General features: G+C 53.0%; 13 protein-coding genes. 5 read left to right on the plus strand and 8 right to left on the minus strand.

Going from position 1 to position 16113, the window contains the following annotated elements; genetic code table 11:
- Positions 1-452: 452 nt before the first annotated feature.
- Positions 453-1787 (plus strand): MATE family efflux transporter, encoded by a 1335-nt coding sequence (locus R3I13_RS12460; RefSeq protein WP_346318286.1) that lies wholly within the window; start codon positions 453-455, stop codon positions 1785-1787.
- A 14-nt stretch (positions 1788-1801) separates the two neighbouring features.
- Here the strand turns inward: R3I13_RS12460 and R3I13_RS12465 are convergent, their stop codons facing one another.
- The 5 genes from R3I13_RS12465 to R3I13_RS12485 form a co-directional block, all read right to left on the minus strand.
- Positions 1802-2557: a hypothetical protein gene (locus R3I13_RS12465; protein WP_346318287.1), complete on the minus strand. Its 756-nt coding sequence runs from the start codon at positions 2555-2557 to the stop codon at positions 1802-1804.
- A 64-nt stretch (positions 2558-2621) separates the two neighbouring features.
- Complete coding sequence (locus R3I13_RS12470; protein ID WP_346318288.1) at positions 2622-2972, minus strand: dihydroneopterin aldolase; 351 nt, start codon at positions 2970-2972, stop codon at positions 2622-2624.
- Positions 2973-3154: 182 nt separating this feature from the next.
- Positions 3155-4102, minus strand: coding sequence for a thioredoxin-disulfide reductase (trxB, locus tag R3I13_RS12475; RefSeq protein WP_346318289.1), 948 nt, complete (start codon positions 4100-4102; stop codon positions 3155-3157).
- 46 nt (positions 4103-4148) lie between these two features.
- Complete coding sequence (locus R3I13_RS12480; RefSeq protein WP_346318290.1) at positions 4149-5030, minus strand: DUF4249 domain-containing protein; 882 nt, start codon at positions 5028-5030, stop codon at positions 4149-4151.
- Between the two features lie 182 nt (positions 5031-5212).
- Entirely contained in the window at positions 5213-6070 is an 858-nt protein-coding gene (locus R3I13_RS12485) for an RNA polymerase sigma factor RpoD/SigA (protein ID WP_109698810.1), read from the minus strand.
- A gap of 392 nt (positions 6071-6462) precedes the next feature.
- Between R3I13_RS12485 and R3I13_RS12490 the strand changes: the two genes are divergently transcribed.
- Complete coding sequence (locus R3I13_RS12490) at positions 6463-7476, plus strand: GntG family PLP-dependent aldolase (RefSeq protein ID WP_346318291.1); 1014 nt, start codon at positions 6463-6465, stop codon at positions 7474-7476.
- A 69-nt stretch (positions 7477-7545) separates the two neighbouring features.
- Here the strand turns inward: R3I13_RS12490 and R3I13_RS12495 are convergent, their stop codons facing one another.
- Complete coding sequence (locus R3I13_RS12495; RefSeq protein WP_346318292.1) at positions 7546-8073, minus strand: hypothetical protein; 528 nt, start codon at positions 8071-8073, stop codon at positions 7546-7548.
- 245 nt (positions 8074-8318) lie between these two features.
- Between R3I13_RS12495 and R3I13_RS12500 the strand changes: the two genes are divergently transcribed.
- Positions 8319-10955: a valine--tRNA ligase gene (locus R3I13_RS12500; protein ID WP_346318293.1), complete on the plus strand. Its 2637-nt coding sequence runs from the start codon at positions 8319-8321 to the stop codon at positions 10953-10955.
- A 55-nt stretch (positions 10956-11010) separates the two neighbouring features.
- Positions 11011-11496 carry a hypothetical protein gene (locus R3I13_RS12505; protein ID WP_346318294.1) on the plus strand — a complete coding sequence of 162 codons (486 nt, stop codon included), beginning with the start codon at positions 11011-11013 and terminating at the stop codon, positions 11494-11496.
- Here R3I13_RS12505 and R3I13_RS12510 read toward each other — a convergent pair whose 3' ends face one another.
- Both R3I13_RS12510 and R3I13_RS12515 read right to left on the minus strand, forming a co-directional pair.
- A complete protein-coding gene (locus R3I13_RS12510; protein ID WP_346318295.1) occupies positions 11497-12549 on the minus strand; it encodes an AI-2E family transporter in 1053 nt (350 codons plus the stop codon). It lies immediately after the preceding gene.
- A 9-nt stretch (positions 12550-12558) separates the two neighbouring features.
- Positions 12559-15501, minus strand: a complete 2943-nt coding sequence (locus R3I13_RS12515) for a hypothetical protein (RefSeq protein ID WP_346318296.1) — start codon at positions 15499-15501, stop codon at positions 12559-12561.
- Between the two features lie 132 nt (positions 15502-15633).
- On the opposite strand from R3I13_RS12515, the gene R3I13_RS12520 reads away from it, so the two are divergent.
- Positions 15634-15978, plus strand: a complete 345-nt coding sequence (locus R3I13_RS12520) for an iron-sulfur cluster assembly accessory protein (RefSeq protein ID WP_346318297.1) — start codon at positions 15634-15636, stop codon at positions 15976-15978.
- Positions 15979-16113 lie beyond the last annotated feature (135 nt).

Consider the following 16113-nt stretch of genomic DNA (forward strand, 5'->3'; position numbering starts at 1 on the left):
ACTTAAGGGAATACAGATGCCATGGCTGTCTCTTCGGCGGGGAGCTCAGCTTTTTTATCAAATTTGAGGTATCCGTTTCCGTACCAACAGGGAATGCAAGGATGGACAGGCAAAGTAATCAAAACGGAAGATGGAAGGGCCAATTTCAAAAGGGAGAATACATTAGCCTGTCCCCAGACACCAGCCAACCATATCCATCAAAAAAACCATCGCCCCTAACCCGGCATTATTAATACGGGAGCGGAGACGGAGAGTTAATTTTTTCATAAAAAGCTGTGCCCGCAGCCATGAGAAATACCGCCCAGTTCTTTTTATGAAAAAATTAAATCTCCGTTGGAGCAAAACTATTGAACATGGATGAATTTGATTTGGCCCTTTTGGAACCTGGAAATAAGGCAGAGAATCGCTTTTTCAATAACTTGCCGGACTTATTTTTAGCGGGGACCTGACATATGCAAGTTAACTTATCGTACAAGCAGATCATCACCATTGCCGGACCTATTTGCCTTGCGCTTATTCTTCCGCAGATCAATCATATGACCAATGCCGCTTTTCTTGGGCATCTGGGCGAGTTTCCCTTTGCGGTGAACGGTATTGCAGGTATTTATTATCTCGTGATGCATATGATCTCTTACGGGTTGAATAACGGCCTGCAGGTACTTTTTGCGCGCAGGGCCGGTGAAATGAACTATGGCGGCATGGGGCCGATATTTTCCAATGGTTTCTTCCTTGCAGTGATCTTTTCCCTTTTTGCTATCCTGTTCACCTATACCGTTTCCCCGGCCTTCTTTTCCGCCACCCTTCACGATCCCGCTATCAGGGATGCCGCTACCGGGTTCGTGCGTATCAGGATATGGGGACTTCCCTTCCTCATGCTCATGAGCCTCTGCAACGCGTTCTATATCGGTACCGGCAACACGCGGCTGCTGGCCATTACTTCCATTTTCCAGGAGATCGCCAATATCACGCTCGACTATGGATTTATCTTTGGCAAGCTCGGCCTGCCCGCGCTGGGACTGAACGGAGCGGCCTATGCTTCTGTGATAGCGGAGATGATCGGGTTTACGGCGGCATACTGCCTGTTGTTCGGACTGAGGTTTCACGCCAGGTTCAGGCTATTTGAGCGGTTCAGGCCGGAGTGGACGGCTATAAAGAACATCCTCACTATATCCGCCCCGCTGATCGTGCAGTTCCTGTTCAGCATCGGCAGCTGGCTGGTGTTCTTCATATTTATTGAGCACCTCGGGCAAAGGCCGCTGGCCGTGTCCAATATGATGCGGAGCGTGTTCGGGCTGTTCGGGATATTCACCTGGGCGCTCGCTTCCACCTGCAATACGATGGTGAGCAATCTTATCGGGCAGGGGCGCGAAGAAGATGTCCTGCAACTGGTGAAGAGGATAGCGGGAATGGCGTTCCTCTGCGCTGCGTCCGTCTGCCTGCTGATCAATCTTTTCCCTTACCAGTTACTGAGGATATATACAGACGATGCCACACTCATTACAGAGGCGATCCCCTCCATCAGGGTATGCACGCTGGTGATGCTGCTTTCAGCCATGACGGCCATTACTTTCAACGGGGTGACCGGCACTGGCAATACGCGCATCAACCTGCTGATCGAATTTGCGGCTGTGGCGGTGTACCTTACTTATTGCGTAGTGGTGATAGAAAAATGGCGGAGCGCGCTGCACTGGGCCTGGGGTGCGGAGTTCGTTTACTGGAGCGCCATGGGCGGCCTGGCCTGGCTTTACCTGCGCAGCGGGCGCTGGAAAGGGAAAAAGCTGGCTTAGCGTGGCAACCCGGTTTACTGCATTTCGTCCAGCATTTTTTTACATTCCGCTTTATAGGTTACATCATCCTGGAAGATAGGGCGGAGTCTCATCACCTTGTTCAGCACTTCCATGCTTTGCGTTTCCTGGTTGTTCTGCTTGAAAGCGATCGCAAGGTCCAGGTAATTGATGATGAACGAGGGTTTCAGCTGCATGCATTTTTCATAATTGGCGATAGCATCTTCCATAGTGCCGGGAGGAACGCCGCCGAATAATACTTTGGCCGCCGCTTTTTCGATGGAACCGAGGTTGTACAGGTCGAAGTTCCATTTGCCGATCAGGTGGTATACTTCGCCATAATCCGGTTTGAACTTCAGCGCGAGGTCTGCATACTTTTTGACTTCTTTCGCAGCCGCCACTTTTTCCTTTGCGCCGGAGATCTGCGCCAGGCGGGCGTAATATACGGCCTGGGCGTAATTGGCTTCCGGGTTTTCAGGTTCCACCTTCAATGCTTCGTAAGCATATACCCTGGCCTGGTCCAGCCATTCCTGTTTGGCGGCTTTGTCTTTCTGGCGGGCGCTTTCGCGGCTGCAGATCAGGCTGGACTGGATGAATGCAACAACATGGCCGGGAGATACCTGCAACAGTTCCTTGTATTTGGCAAGGGCTTCGGTTTCCTTCATTTGTTTGGTGAGCTGCTGTGCCTGGGCAAACAATTCTTCGGCGCTTTGGGCCTTTACGCCCAGTGCGATGCCGCAGATCATCAGCAGGAAGATGGCTTTCTTAAGCATAGGACTTTATGAATTTAAGGGTCACCAAAAATAAGTTTTCTCCCGGGTAAATAACAGTAAGGCTTCAATATTGTTTCTCAAGGCTCACCACGGAATAAGCCAGGTCGCCCCCGAAAGGTGGTGCCTGCTTCCGCAGCATAACTTTGGAGTGGGTCACAGCCGGGTACCGCTCCCGGATAGCAGCGGTGATGTTGTGCACCACCTGTTCCAGCAGGGGCTGCGGCATTTCCATCACACGGCAGGCAATGTTGTACAGCTCTTCATAGTTCACAGATTCTGCCAGCATCGACGGGTGCTCCGGCTCGGGTATGCTCACCTGGACGTCCAGGATAAAATGATTGCCCAGCACCTGTTCTTCTTTATACAAACCGTGGTAAGCAAAGAACCTGACACTTTCCAGCGCAATGGTCAGCATAATATAAAAGATAAAGGCCGGCCCGGAAAGGCATTCTGCCTGGCAAAGTTCAGCGCCGCGCAATGCGGCGGCCGCTCTCCTGCTGAATTCCTCCCGGCCGGCCTGTGATGAATATGTTCGTGCGGGTCCGGATAGCTGTCCGCGTTAGGTGGCGTTTCGCTGCCCCGGTCCGTCCGTTTTTATCAATGTCCTTTGGCAGACAGGTACCTTTCCGCATCCAGCGCGGCCATACAGCCGCTGCCTGCGGCCGTTACGGCCTGGCGGTAGATCTTGTCCTGCACGTCACCGCAGGCGAAAACGCCGTCTACGCTCGTCCTGGTGCTGCCGGGGATGGTTTTGATATAACCCTGGTCGTCCATGTCCAGCTTGCCGGCAAAGATGCCGGAGTTGGGCTGGTGGCCGATGGCCACGAAGAACGCGTTAACAGGTATTGTTTTTTCTTCTTTCGTTTGTGTATTGAGGATGCGTACGCCTTCCACCTTGTTCTCCCCGGTCACTTCCAGGGTTTCGGTGTTCCAGTACACCATGATGTTGGAGGTTTTAAGCACCCTGTCCTGCATCACTTTGCTGGCGCGCATTTCATGGCGGCGCACGAGCATATGCACGTTGGAGCAGATCTTGGAGAGGTAAAGCGCTTCTTCAGCCGCGGTATCTCCCGCACCCACGATGGCGGCTTCTTTCCCGCGGAAAAAGAACCCGTCGCATACAGCACAGGCGGAAACGCCGCTGCCGTTCAGGCGCTGCTCGCTGGGCAGGCCCAGCCATTTGGCGGAAGCGCCGGTGGCGATGATGATGGCGTCTGCGGTGATGGTCTTTTCTTCGTCAATTTCCACTTTATAGGGTTGTGCGCTGAAATCCACGGCGGTGGCCATTCCGTAACGAATGTCTGCGCCCATGCGGGTGGCTTGTTTTTCAAAGTCCACCATCATTTCAGGCCCCTGGATGCCTTCAGGGTAGCCGGGATAGTTTTCTACTTCGGTGGTGATGGTAAGCTGGCCCCCGGGCTGTATGCCCTGGTACAGGACAGGTTTCAGGTTCGCCCTGGCGGCATAGATAGCTGCCGTGTACCCCGCCGGGCCGCTCCCGATGATCAGTACATGTACATGCTCCTGTGGTGTTTTGTTTTCCATGCTGTTGTTTAATGCTGTTTTTAATGTGTTGGTGTTGGTTTTGATTTTATTTCGGAATAGTAATGGTTCTGTATGTTATGCTGTAGCCTCCCCAGTACCCGAGCGCTCCCTGTACGTTACCGAGTATACGCGTGGGTGATGAAAAAGGGTTGCCGGTGGATGTATACGCAAAATCTGCCGTGCGCCAGAAATCATAGGTGTTATGATCTATGTTGCAGAATTTCAGCGTCACCGTATCCCCTTTATCGAAGAAGCCGTAGTCGTCAAAGTTGATGCTCCTGTTCTTGTCCACTCCCGGATCCAGCGGTACGTCAAAGCTGGTGCCGTTTACCACCTGGTCGTCGAACACGGAGTTGAGCCCCGGCAGGAAGCGTTCGTCGTTCCTCGCGGTGAAATAACGGACGTAATTGCCTCTTTCCGGCGGGTCTGTCACTTTCACCAGTATCCTGGCGCGGCCTGTGTCGCTGCCGCCCGCGTTTTTCCACCACATGCTGTCCAGCCGGAGGCGTGGTTCAGGGATGGTGGTAATGGCGTGCAGCACTTTTCCTTCCGCCTCTATCCGCAACGTGTAACTTTTGCCGGCTTCGCCAACGAAGGCTGTCTGCAGGTTGGCCGTGTCTATCGTGTAGAAATGCAGGGCCACGCTGCCGGTAGTATCGGTGCTGTATTCACGCAACTGGTGAGTACGGGCGCCGTTGCTGACGGTGATGATGGCATCGTGCACGAAAGATTCGAGCAATTGCTGCGGGGTGATCCGGCTGAAGTAGTTGAGGCTCCTGCTTACACGCACCATGGGAAAGCTTCCCTGTTCAATGATCCCTTCCACTACCAGCAGGTCTTCGCTACGCTGCGGGTCAACTTTGATCTCTTTTTCACAGGCTGTTCCGGTTACTGTCAGAAAAACGAGTGTGAAGTATGCCTTTCGCATAAGTTTGCAAATATAAAGGGGTGAAAGGAATTATTCGAATCGGGAAGGGATCAATGGCCTCTATTCATTTCTATACGCCTATAGACGTAACTTATAGGTATAAAAAAACGCATCCCGCCTTCATAGGGCGGGATGCGTTTTATCCCAGATTCGAAGATTATAAGATAGTAGTATTAAACCAATTAACCCAGATAGGATTTCAGTGCGCCGCTATAGCGGGCTTTTTGCAGCCTTTTAATGGCCCGTTCCTTGATTTGGCGGATACGTTCCTTCGTCAAATCATACTTTTGTCCTATTTGTTCAATTGTCGCGCCGTTTTCACCATCCAGACCAAAGTACGCATTCACAATTTCCGCTTCGCGGGGGCTCAGGGACTTGAGCACGCGGCGGATCTCTTCACGCAGCGAATCCTGCATCACATCATCATCCGTCACATCGCCACCTTCCAGGAGGTCGCCCATGGCCACATCTTCCGCTTCGTGCACGGGTGCGTCGAGGCTCATGTGGCGGGTATTGCTCTGGAAGATATTGTTGATCTCTGACTCGGACATTTCGAGGATCTCTGCCAGCTCTTCCGTGGAAGGCTCGCGCTCGTTCTCCTGCTCAAATGCCATGTAAGCTTTATTCGCTTTATTGTAAGTGCCAATTTTGTTTTGCGGCAGGCGGACCAGGCGGCCCTGCTCAGCCAACGCCTGTAAAATGGACTGGCGGATCCACCATACTGCGTAAGAAATGAATTTGAAACCCTTGGTTTCATCGAAACGTTGTGCTGCCTTGATCAACCCTAAATTACCTTCATTGATGAGGTCGGAGAGGCTTAAGCCCTGGTGCTGATATTGTTTGGCCACAGAAACAACGAAACGAAGGTTTCCTGTAGTTAATCTTTCAAGAGCCCGCTGGTCGCCCATTTTAATGCGCTGGGCCAGTATGGTCTCTTCCTCTGGAGTTAACAAAGGGATCTTCGAGATTTCCTGCAGGTACTTTTCTACCGCCTGCGAATCACGATTGGTGATCTGGGTGGCAATTTTAAGTTGCCTCATATTTTAAAAGTATTGGTTTACGAATATTATATTAACAGCCGAAAGATAATTTTGTTGTAACATTAAAATGGTATATCTTACACGGTTGCGAAATTAGCCTGCAAAGATCGTGCTAATCCCCCACTCTTCCAAATTGCTAAAGATATGGTCAGGGTTGGGTTACGGATACCTGGGTAAGACGCTCGTTACATGTTCACTATCAATACCTGAGCACTTTCTGCCGAACAGTCTCTATGCCTGTTCACTATAACAAAGTACTCCATATAAACGAAATCTAATAGTGAATTCGTCAGTATTTCCGGGGGTTTATCTAAATTTTAACAATTGAAAAATATACACATTCGGATTAGCAACTTCTCTAATTTATCTAACCACCTATTGCAAATTTTTTAATGGATTTCAGGAGCGACACTTTTACCAAACCCACTCCGGCCATGCTGGAGGCCATGCTGAAAGCCCCCGTGGGCGACGATGTTTTCTGTGAAGACCCATCCGTGAATGAACTGGAAGCCAGGATGTCAGCACTTTTTGGCATGGAGGCGGCACTTTACTGCCCTTCCGGCACAATGAGCAACCAGATCGCCATCAAAGTGCACACCCGCCCGGGAGATGAAGTGATCTGCAGCCAGCTTGCCCACGTATACATCTACGAAGGCGGCGGCATCGCGTTCAATGCCGGCGCGCAGGTACGCGCACTGGAAGGCGACCGCGGCATGATCACAGCCGCTGATGTGGAAGCAGCCATCAATCCCGATGATGTGCATAAAGCCCGCACCTCCCTCGTATGCCTGGAGAACACCTCCAACCGCGGAGGCGGCTGCTGTTATGATTGGGAAGAGATCGAAAAGATTAAAGCAGTTTGCACCGCGTACGGCCTGCAACTGCACCTGGATGGCGCCCGGCTGTTTAACGCCCTGCTGTCTGCCGGGCAAACGCCCGCTCAATACGGCCAGGTGTTCGACAGCATCTCCGTTTGCCTCAATAAAGGCCTCGGCTGCCCCATGGGCTCCGTACTGCTGGGCAGCGCGGCTTTCATCAAAGAAGCGCGACGCATCCGCAAAAAGCTCGGCGGCGGCATGCGCCAGGCCGGCTACATGGCCGCCACAGGCATCTATGCGCTGGAACATCATGTGAACAGGCTGGCAGACGATCACGCACATGCCAAAATGATCGCCGCCGCACTGCTGGAACAGGCTTTCACCGGCCATATGCTGCCCGTGGAAACCAATATCCTCATTTTCGACGTGCACGGCGGCTGGACGCCTGTAAAATTCCGCGACTACCTGGAACGCGAAGGCATCCGCGTGATGGCAATCTCCCCCACACAGGTAAGGATGGTCCTCCATTTGGACATCACGCCGCAAATGGTGGAGAGAACAGTTGAAGTGATACGCACAATGGCATAACAGCCATAACTATACGAAAAAGCCGGCGCCTGTTACAGCGCCGGCTTTTTTATGCAGGTACCCGGTTAATTAGTCCTCAATACCATAATACTCCTTCACAGCATAATAATCGTCCGGGTCGGGCTTCGCCTTCTTACCGCCCGGGATGATCTTTCCGGGAGGCACGATGAAGATCTTCAGCTTGGTGAAGGTCAGCGGCAGGGCGTAAGGGGTCTTCTGATCCTCCGCCTTCATGACGCGCAGCGAAAAAATGTACTCATTCGATTGTTGGCCTCCGTAGACCAGGTAACGGGTGGCGTACGCCGAACCGGAACCAAGACCGGGAACAGGGTACCAGGCGGATGCCAGTTCGTTGGCGGGGTTATAATAGGCCAATATCAGGCTGGAGTCTGCCTTCGCCTGGGTCAGCCCTTTCAGAACGTAGTTCTCAGAACCCGTAAAGGTGCGCGCACCAAAGGTATAAGAAAGTACTTCGGCCGGGCCCTGCGGCCCCTGGGGACCGGGAACGCCCTGCGGGCCGGCGGGGCCTTCTTTTTTACAGGCAAACAGTGTAACAGCAAGTAACAGGAGCAATGCGGTTTTGGGGAATGTTTTCATCGTGTGAATTGTTTTCAGGATTTAATTTTCTGCCGCAAAGCTAATTCGCCCATGCCGCCCACAGGCGGGCCGGTTAACCATTGTATGGATCAACTTAACCGATAGGCCGTTTCACTGAAGCAGCCTGCTCTACAGCCGGGAATTACCCGAAACCCGTCTTCCTATAATAAAATTTCAATATATCGCCCGCTGATTTCCTTCTCTCCTGAATCTCCGCTATTTTTGCAGACCTTATTATGAACAGCATGGAACTTTCGAAGAATTACATCCCTGCCTCGGCAGAAGACAAATGGTACCAGTATTGGATGGACAAGCAATATTTCCGCTCCGTTCCCGACGAACGGCCTCCCTTTACCATCGTGATACCCCCGCCAAACGTAACGGGCGTGCTCCACATGGGCCATACGCTGAACGAGACCGTGCAGGACATCCTGGTGCGCCACGCCCGCATGAGCGGCTTCAACGCCTGCTGGGTGCCCGGCAGCGACCATGCTTCTATTGCCACCGAATCGAAAGTGGTGAACATGCTGAAAGATGAAAAAGGCATAGAAAAAAGCCAGCTGACCCGCCAGGAATTCCTGAAATACGCTTACGAATGGAAGGAAAAATACGGCGGCATCATTTACCACCAGATCAAAAAGCTGGGCTGCTCCGTAGATTGGGACCGCGTGACCTTCACCATGGACGACCATTATTACCAGGCCGTTATCCGCGTATTCGTAGACCTGTATAACAAAGGCCTGATCTACCGCGGCGCCCGCATGATCAACTGGGACCCGAAAGCCAAGACCGCCCTCAGCGACGAGGAAGTGGAATACAAAGAGATCAACGGCAAGCTCTACCATGTGAAATATGCCGTGGTGAATGCCGCAGGCGAAGCCACCGGCGAATTCATCACCATCGCCACGCAGCGCCCCGAGACCATCATGGGCGATACGGCGATCTGCGTGAACCCAGGCGATGAGCGCTATGCCCACCTCAAAGGCCACTTTGCCGTGGTGCCGCTGGTGAACCGCAAGGTGCCCGTGATCTTCGATGAATATGTAGACAAAGAATTCGGTACCGGCGCGCTCAAAGTAACGCCGGCCCACGATATCAACGACTATAACCTCGGCCTGAAACATAACCTCGAAGTGGTGGACACGCTGAACGACGACGGCACGCTGAGCGCCGCCGCAGTCGTGTTTGTAGGCGAAGACCGCTTCCGCGCCCGCAAGAAAGTAGTGGCCGCGCTCGCCGAAGAGGGCCTGCTCGTAAAAGAACAGGAATACACCACCCGCCTGGGCTACAGTCAACGTAACCCGGACACCGTTGTAGAGCCGCGCATCTCCACGCAATGGTTCGTGAAAATGGCAGACATGGCGCAACCCGCGCTGGATGCGGTTGTGAACGGCGATGTGAAGATCCATCCCGGCGACCGCTTCCTGGCCACTTACAAATACTGGATGGAGAATGTGAAGGACTGGTGTATTTCCCGCCAGCTGTGGTGGGGGCAGCAGATCCCCGCCTGGTACGACGATGCGGGCCAGTTCGTGGTAGCGGAAAGCCATGCGGACGCATTGAAATTGTACGCGGAAAAATTCGGCAAAAACGTTGAAACGCTCCGGCAGGACGAAGACTGCCTGGATACCTGGTTCTCTTCCTGGCTCTGGCCCATGGAGGTTTTCAACGGCATCAGCCAGCCCGATAATGCGGACATCAACTATTATTATCCCACTTCCGTGCTCGTTACCGGCCAGGATATTATCTTCTTCTGGGTGGCCCGTATGATCATGGCAGGCCTGGAATACAAGCACGAGAAACCCTTCAGCGACGTGTATTTCACAGGTATGGTGCGCGACAAGCTGGGACGTAAAATGAGCAAACAGCTCGGCAACTCGCCCGACCTGCTGGAACTGATAGAACGTTTCGGCGCAGACGCGGTGCGTTTCGGCATCATGATCTCCTCCCCCGCCGGCAACGACCTGCTGTTTGACGATACCAGCTGCGAGCAGGGCCGCAATTTCAACAATAAAATGTGGAATGCCCTCAAGTTGGTGAAGATGTGGAAACCCGCCGCAGACACCGGCGCACCCGTTCCCACATTCGCCGTGGAATGGATGGAGAACCGACTGAATGAAGTACATGCGGAAGTGGAGAAACTCTTTAAGGACTTCCGCCTCAGCGAAGCCCTCAAAGCCATCTACAGCCTCATTTGGGACGACTTCTGCTCCTGGTACCTGGAATGGATCAAACCTGGTTTTGAACAGCCCATCGACGCAGGTGTATACGAAAAGACCATCGGCTTCTTCGAACGCCTCGTACAGCTGCTGCATCCTTTCATGCCTTTCGTAACGGAAGAGCTGTATCACCTGCTGCGCGACCGCCAGGCGGGAGACGACCTGGTGATCCGCCAGTTTTCCGCACCCGCCGCCACACACCAGCCTGTGCTGGTAGAAGGCGCGCTGGCCAAAGAAGTGATCACCAGCATCCGCGACGCGCGCAACAAAAACCAGGTGAAACCGAAAGACACCATCGCGCTGCATATCGAAACACGCCATGAGAACGCATTTCACCGCATCGAAAGCATACTCGCCAAACAACTGAACACCCGTGAGCTGACCTACACCAAAGCCGCAGTGCCCGGCGCGGTATCGCTGGTAGTGGGCAAGGATAAGTTCTACATGGTAACAGATACCGTAATAGACCCTGCCGCGCAGAAAGAACAGCTGCTGAAAGACCTCGTTTACCAGCAGGGCTTCCTGAAGGCGGTAGACGCGAAGCTGGCCAACGAAAAATTTGTGCAGAACGCCAAACCTGAAGCAGTAGAAGCCGAGCGCCGCAAAAAAGCGGATTGCGAGGCCCGCATACAGGCCATCGAAGAAAGTCTGAAACTGTTATAATTTTAGGGCCCGTCCCGCGTTTAGTAAGCTGGACGGGCTTTTTTAATACCCTATGATGCAGAAACTATTTTACACGCTTTTGTTTTTCATTTGCTGCACCGCTGCAGCCAGCGCGCAGGTGAGAAAACCAGCTTCCTCTCAAAAGCCCGCACAGAAGCCGGCCGCGAAGGAAAAGCCGCTCAGTTTCCGCACTACCTGGGGTATTTATTTAAGCGATACGCTGCCGCGCCCGGAGGTGCTGAAACTCCTCGATTCCTCGCTGGTAGTGCGGGATCAGAAGAATAACAAATTCCCTGTCGTGTCTTTCGACTTCACTTACGAATCCAAAGAACCTTACCTGAACGATACCACGCAGCAGGTAGCATTTTACACCGAAACCACCGGCGATTCCTTCAAAAGCAACAAGCTCAGCCCGCTGTGGAGCAACAGGCTGAAAGAGACCGTGCAAAAAGGCGAAATATTATTATTCTCCAACATCGTGATCCGCTATACGGAAGACAAATATTACCGCGTTCCGGAGCTGCGCATCGTGGTGAACTGATCATTCCCCTTCCCCCATCAGCAAGCCCCAGGGGCGCATGTTCGGTATCCTGTCGAAGATAATTTTCAGCAAAGCCATCGCGGGTATGGAAATGAACATCCCTGCAATTCCCCATATCATACTGCCGATAAATACGCCCAGCAGGGTGATCATGGCGTTGATGGACACTTTGGAACCTACAATGCGCGGCAGCAGCACGTTTGCATCCAGCAGGTGAATGCCGAACATGATGAGCGCAGCCCACAGGGCCTGCGCGGGAGTGCCGGTCGTTAAGGTCACCAGCACCGTGACCAGTATCGTTACCACCATGCCGATGTAGGGAATCACGTTGAAAATGGCGCCCAGCGTGCCTAAGAGCACAGCGTACTTCACGCCGAGCGAGAGCAGCGCGATGATATAAAGCGCCGCCACTACGATCATTTCAATGAACAAACCCACTACATAACTTTTGATCACAACGCGCGAATGCGCCATCACTTCATGCACTTCATCCGCATGCTCGCGTTTGAAAAGCTTCAGCAGGAAGTTCATCAGTAACCTGCGGTAAAACAGCAGGAAAAACGTATACAGCGGGATGAACACGAGGAAGATCAGCACCGAAGAAACCGACGACACGGCGTTCATCACAAACTGGCTCACCGTGCTCACGCTTTTGGCGGCTGTTTCATTGATCCAGGCCACCTGCTGGTCCGAATCGATCTTGAATTTCTCATCGATCCAGACAGTGAGTTCATTAGCCAGCGTCATCATTCTTTTTTCCAGCACAGGCAGGTCGTTGAGGAAAGTGGAGGTTTGCCAGGAAATAAAATACACCATGCCGAGCATCGCCAGCACAAACAGCAGCACAGCTATGGTGGAAGCCCAGGCGCGGGAGAGTTTCAACTTTTCCAGCCCCTGCGCCAGCGGCAGCAGCAACACGGCAAAGAGGAAACCGAAAGCCACCGGCGCCAGTATTTCCTTCATGGTGCGCAATATCACCACGATCAGCACAAGGCTCAGCAATACGTGGCTCAGTTTGATGTAAAAAGGTTGTTTATTGGTCAATGGCTTCATAGACAGATTTTAAAAAGAAAACAATTGCTGCAATGGCACGATCAACTCAAACCGGTCTTTCCGCGAAGGATCGCCGGGATTGGTGTTTAGCAGGTAACTATAGCGCATCCCGAAAGTGAACGGCAGCACGTTGCCGATCTTGGTATCAAAGAAAAGCTCTCCCCCCGTAGATGCATAAGTAATATCCTGCCTGCTCCTGAAGTTGTAGGCGGAACTGTAATCATAAAAAGCATTGCCCCTGATGCGTGAGAAATACAGCAGGTTCGCAAATCCCCAATCCGGGTAAGCAATCGGGAAATGATAGTTGGCGCCCACTTTCCAGATATGCTCATAGAACGGTTTGCTGTAGCCTCTTGCGTACACGAAGTTGTCTGTAAACGAATACCGCAGCATAGTATCCCGCTGCTGAAAAGCGCCCTGCAATACGAGGCTGTGGTTGGCTGAAATGCCCGGCAGGTAAAGGTCCAGGCGGCCATACAACTGCTCTGCCTCCACATTGTTCACCGATTTGTTGTAGCGCACGCTCAGCGACTGCCCGAAGTGCGAATAGATGTTCTGCAATGCTTTGATGCGCTGGTTGGAGAAGCTCAATCCCAGGTCCAGGTACTGGATGTGGCTGTCGCGGAAGCGGTATTTGGAATTGCCCGCCCTCGTGCGGTTCACTTCATGGTAATTGCCGCTGACAGTGAGGCCGGTAAAATATTTCCCGGCGGAAAATGTAAGCGGGATGCTCATGCCGCCGAACCAGTCCAGCTCATGCCATTGCACCTGCACGGTATCATTTACGAAGAGGTAACGGTCCATGCGGTAATCGGCCCCGGTGCGCAGGTACGGGAAAAAGCCCGCGTAAGTGAGTTGCCCGCTGACGGCCGGGCTGTTTTCGTTGGTGTTGTAATACGCGCCTATGGCTGTTTGCAGCGTGCCCAGCACATTGTCGCCATAGAGGTACAGCCCGTATTCGGGATCGTTGATGCTCGGAATCCAGCTGTGAAAATTAAAAAGACGGTGTGTTTTACGGTATTTGCGGACCTCCAGGTTGCCGGCCGGCACTTTGTCCAGGATATTGCCTTCCTCGCCAAGATCAGGCTTTAACCACGCGCTGTGATGGTCCTGTTGCGGATCGAAGGGAGTACTGCCTTCCAGGGGTTTTTGCAGCAGTTTGTAGCCTTCTGAAGTGAATTCGCTGAAAATGATCTTATCGTTCTGCACGGCCATGTGGCTCATGCCGTTCGGGCGGTGCGTCACCTGCTGCACCGGGCCGCCATCCAGGGAAACGGCGTATACATTATCCGCGTCGCTGAAGGAAGCCTGGAAATAAACGGTATTGCCTTTGACGCTGGAAATGCCGATTGTAGGGGTTCCGAAGGGAATGAGCACTTTTATTTCACCCATCGATTCAAGGAGTGATAAATACCTGTCCCTTGCCGTATCTCCCGTGTCCCACTTGCTACCAACGGAAAAGCTGCCTGCATCGGGCAGGGGCGGATAAGATCTCCATTTGCCTTTGATAGCCCCGTCCTTCCCGGTTTCAAGAATATCCACCTTTTGCCTGATCAGCGCCATTTTCCCTTGCTGGTTGCGTATGGCGCTTATGATGTATTGATCGTCATCCGTGAATTTCGGGTAGGTGTAATACCAATTGCCCGGGTTGATCAGCGCTCCCTTCAATTGCCCGGTAGCTGCATCCAGTACCTCCAGGCGGTATTGCTGTTCGGGTGTTACGGCATTTACCACGATCATTTTCCCGTCGTGGCTCAGATCCGGTGAAAAACAGCGGCGCTCGTGCTGCAGCGTGGCGGCCCGGCCTGTTTGCCGGTCATATATCTTCACGACGGAATAATCGATCCTGTTCCAGCGGGGATTATAGCGGCTTTCTGTCCACAGTATTCTGTTGTTGCGGTAGCTGAAATAATCATCAAAACCAATACCGGGGCGGGCAACCAGCTCTTCCCGCCCGTCCGCATACCGGAGCTTGAAGGCGGGCAGTTGTTTGTAGGAATTATAGAGATAGATCAGGGTACTGTCGTCTACCGCGTACACATACCGGTAATTGGAAACAGTGCGGCCGGCGGGCGTGAGCGTATCGGCGGCTTCCTGCTGTTTGGGCTCCCAGGCTTTGCGGTAATGGTCCAGCGAAGCGGCGAAGAACGCGGCTGCGTTCTTACCAGTGCGGCGTTTCAGGCTCTGGCTGAAGGGGTAGAACACGCCGCGGTAGCGCACGGCATCGTCCGTTACGTCTTTCCAGAAATCCTTCCCGTCCTGCAACCGCCCGTAGCTGCTCATGAGGTAGCCGGTATGGTAGTGGTTGGGCATGTATCTCCTGTAAGAGCCGTTACGCACCTGCATGTAGCTGTATTTTTTATCTGCCAGCGTAAGCGCCCTGAACCCGTCGAAAAAAGCGGGCAACCGCCCCCTGCCCTGCAGGCTGAGCGCGGTTTCCATGGTTACCGCATCCCCTTCCCAGAACCAGTCCGGCACCGCTACGGCGTTGGCCGCGCCCTGCCCCAGTTCCCCGCCAAGGATGGAAAACAGCTTGCTCACGCCTTTCCGGAAGTTGTTGTTCTGCACCACGTGGCGGTATTCATGCAAGGCCAGCTGGTCCAGCCAGTTGATGGAACCAAGGTCGGTACTGTTGGGCGGCGGGGTGATAAAGAACTCGGACCGGAAAGGGCCCATTTGCACATACCCGTTGGCTTGCAGGGTTTGATGCTGGAGGATGATATTGACCTTTCTCACCCGGGGCCCGAGGCTGCCGGTGTTGTACCGGCTCATGTGCTGCACGAGGTCCGCCACCCGGCGGCCCTGCGCTTCCATGCCATAGGGAAAGATCACCCTCACCGTATCCGTATTCACCTGTTGCCACTTCTGGGATGGCGGGTTTCCGCCAAATAATTGGGCAGCCGCCTGGTTGGCTGTTAAAACGGCCACGGCAAGGCATAGTAGTCTTTGCATATAAGAAGGGTTAGACACCGGGAAACAAATTACATACAATTTTTTACTTTCATATCTGGGAGGCTGACGTTCATGTGACAACACACATTCTTCATTTTTCCGTATTTTTGCAAGATAAATCGTATCAGGACAATGGAAACAATCACCAACGCACCTATAAATCTTACCAGCGGCGCCATACAGGAGCTGCAGCGCCTCCGCGGGGAGGAAGGCTTCGACCAGAGCCAGTACCTGCGCATTGGCGTAAAAGGCGGGGGATGCTCCGGCCTTTCTTATGTGCTCGGCTTTGATGCTAAAATGGAAGATGACGAGGTTTACGACATTGAAGGCATTCCCGTAGTGATGAAGAAATCGCACGGACTGTACCTCCTGGGCATGGAAATCGACTTCCAGCACGGGCTGAACGCGCGCGGATTCACCTTCTCCAACCCGAATGCCACCTCCAGCTGCGGCTGCGGCACTTCATTCGCCGTGTAGGCGCAACAGGGAAATTACTATTATAAAGAGGCCGCCCAGGTATTGATCCCGGGCGGCCTCTTATGTTATTTTAACCCTTGTTTATTGGCGCTATCCTATATCTATCCTATAGCTATCCTTTATCTATCCCATACC

This window comes from Chitinophaga sp. YIM B06452 (assembly GCF_039655965.1).
In the GTDB taxonomy this organism is placed as follows: domain Bacteria; phylum Bacteroidota; class Bacteroidia; order Chitinophagales; family Chitinophagaceae; genus Chitinophaga.

Coding starts and splice junctions, on each gene's coding strand:
- R3I13_RS12460 (WP_346318286.1), top strand. CDS start 453: ATGCAAGTTAACTTATCGTACAAGCAGATCATCACCATTGCCGGACCT.
- R3I13_RS12465 (WP_346318287.1), bottom strand. CDS start 2,557: ATGCTTAAGAAAGCCATCTTCCTGCTGATGATCTGCGGCATCGCACTG.
- R3I13_RS12470 (WP_346318288.1), bottom strand. CDS start 2,972: ATGCTGACCATTGCGCTGGAAAGTGTCAGGTTCTTTGCTTACCACGGT.
- trxB (WP_346318289.1), bottom strand. CDS start 4,102: ATGGAAAACAAAACACCACAGGAGCATGTACATGTACTGATCATCGGG.
- R3I13_RS12480 (WP_346318290.1), bottom strand. CDS start 5,030: ATGCGAAAGGCATACTTCACACTCGTTTTTCTGACAGTAACCGGAACA.
- R3I13_RS12485 (WP_109698810.1), bottom strand. CDS start 6,070: ATGAGGCAACTTAAAATTGCCACCCAGATCACCAATCGTGATTCGCAG.
- R3I13_RS12490 (WP_346318291.1), top strand. CDS start 6,463: ATGGATTTCAGGAGCGACACTTTTACCAAACCCACTCCGGCCATGCTG.
- R3I13_RS12495 (WP_346318292.1), bottom strand. CDS start 8,073: ATGAAAACATTCCCCAAAACCGCATTGCTCCTGTTACTTGCTGTTACA.
- R3I13_RS12500 (WP_346318293.1), top strand. CDS start 8,319: ATGGAACTTTCGAAGAATTACATCCCTGCCTCGGCAGAAGACAAATGG.
- R3I13_RS12505 (WP_346318294.1), top strand. CDS start 11,011: ATGCAGAAACTATTTTACACGCTTTTGTTTTTCATTTGCTGCACCGCT.
- R3I13_RS12510 (WP_346318295.1), bottom strand. CDS start 12,549: ATGAAGCCATTGACCAATAAACAACCTTTTTACATCAAACTGAGCCAC.
- R3I13_RS12515 (WP_346318296.1), bottom strand. CDS start 15,501: ATGCAAAGACTACTATGCCTTGCCGTGGCCGTTTTAACAGCCAACCAG.
- R3I13_RS12520 (WP_346318297.1), top strand. CDS start 15,634: ATGGAAACAATCACCAACGCACCTATAAATCTTACCAGCGGCGCCATA.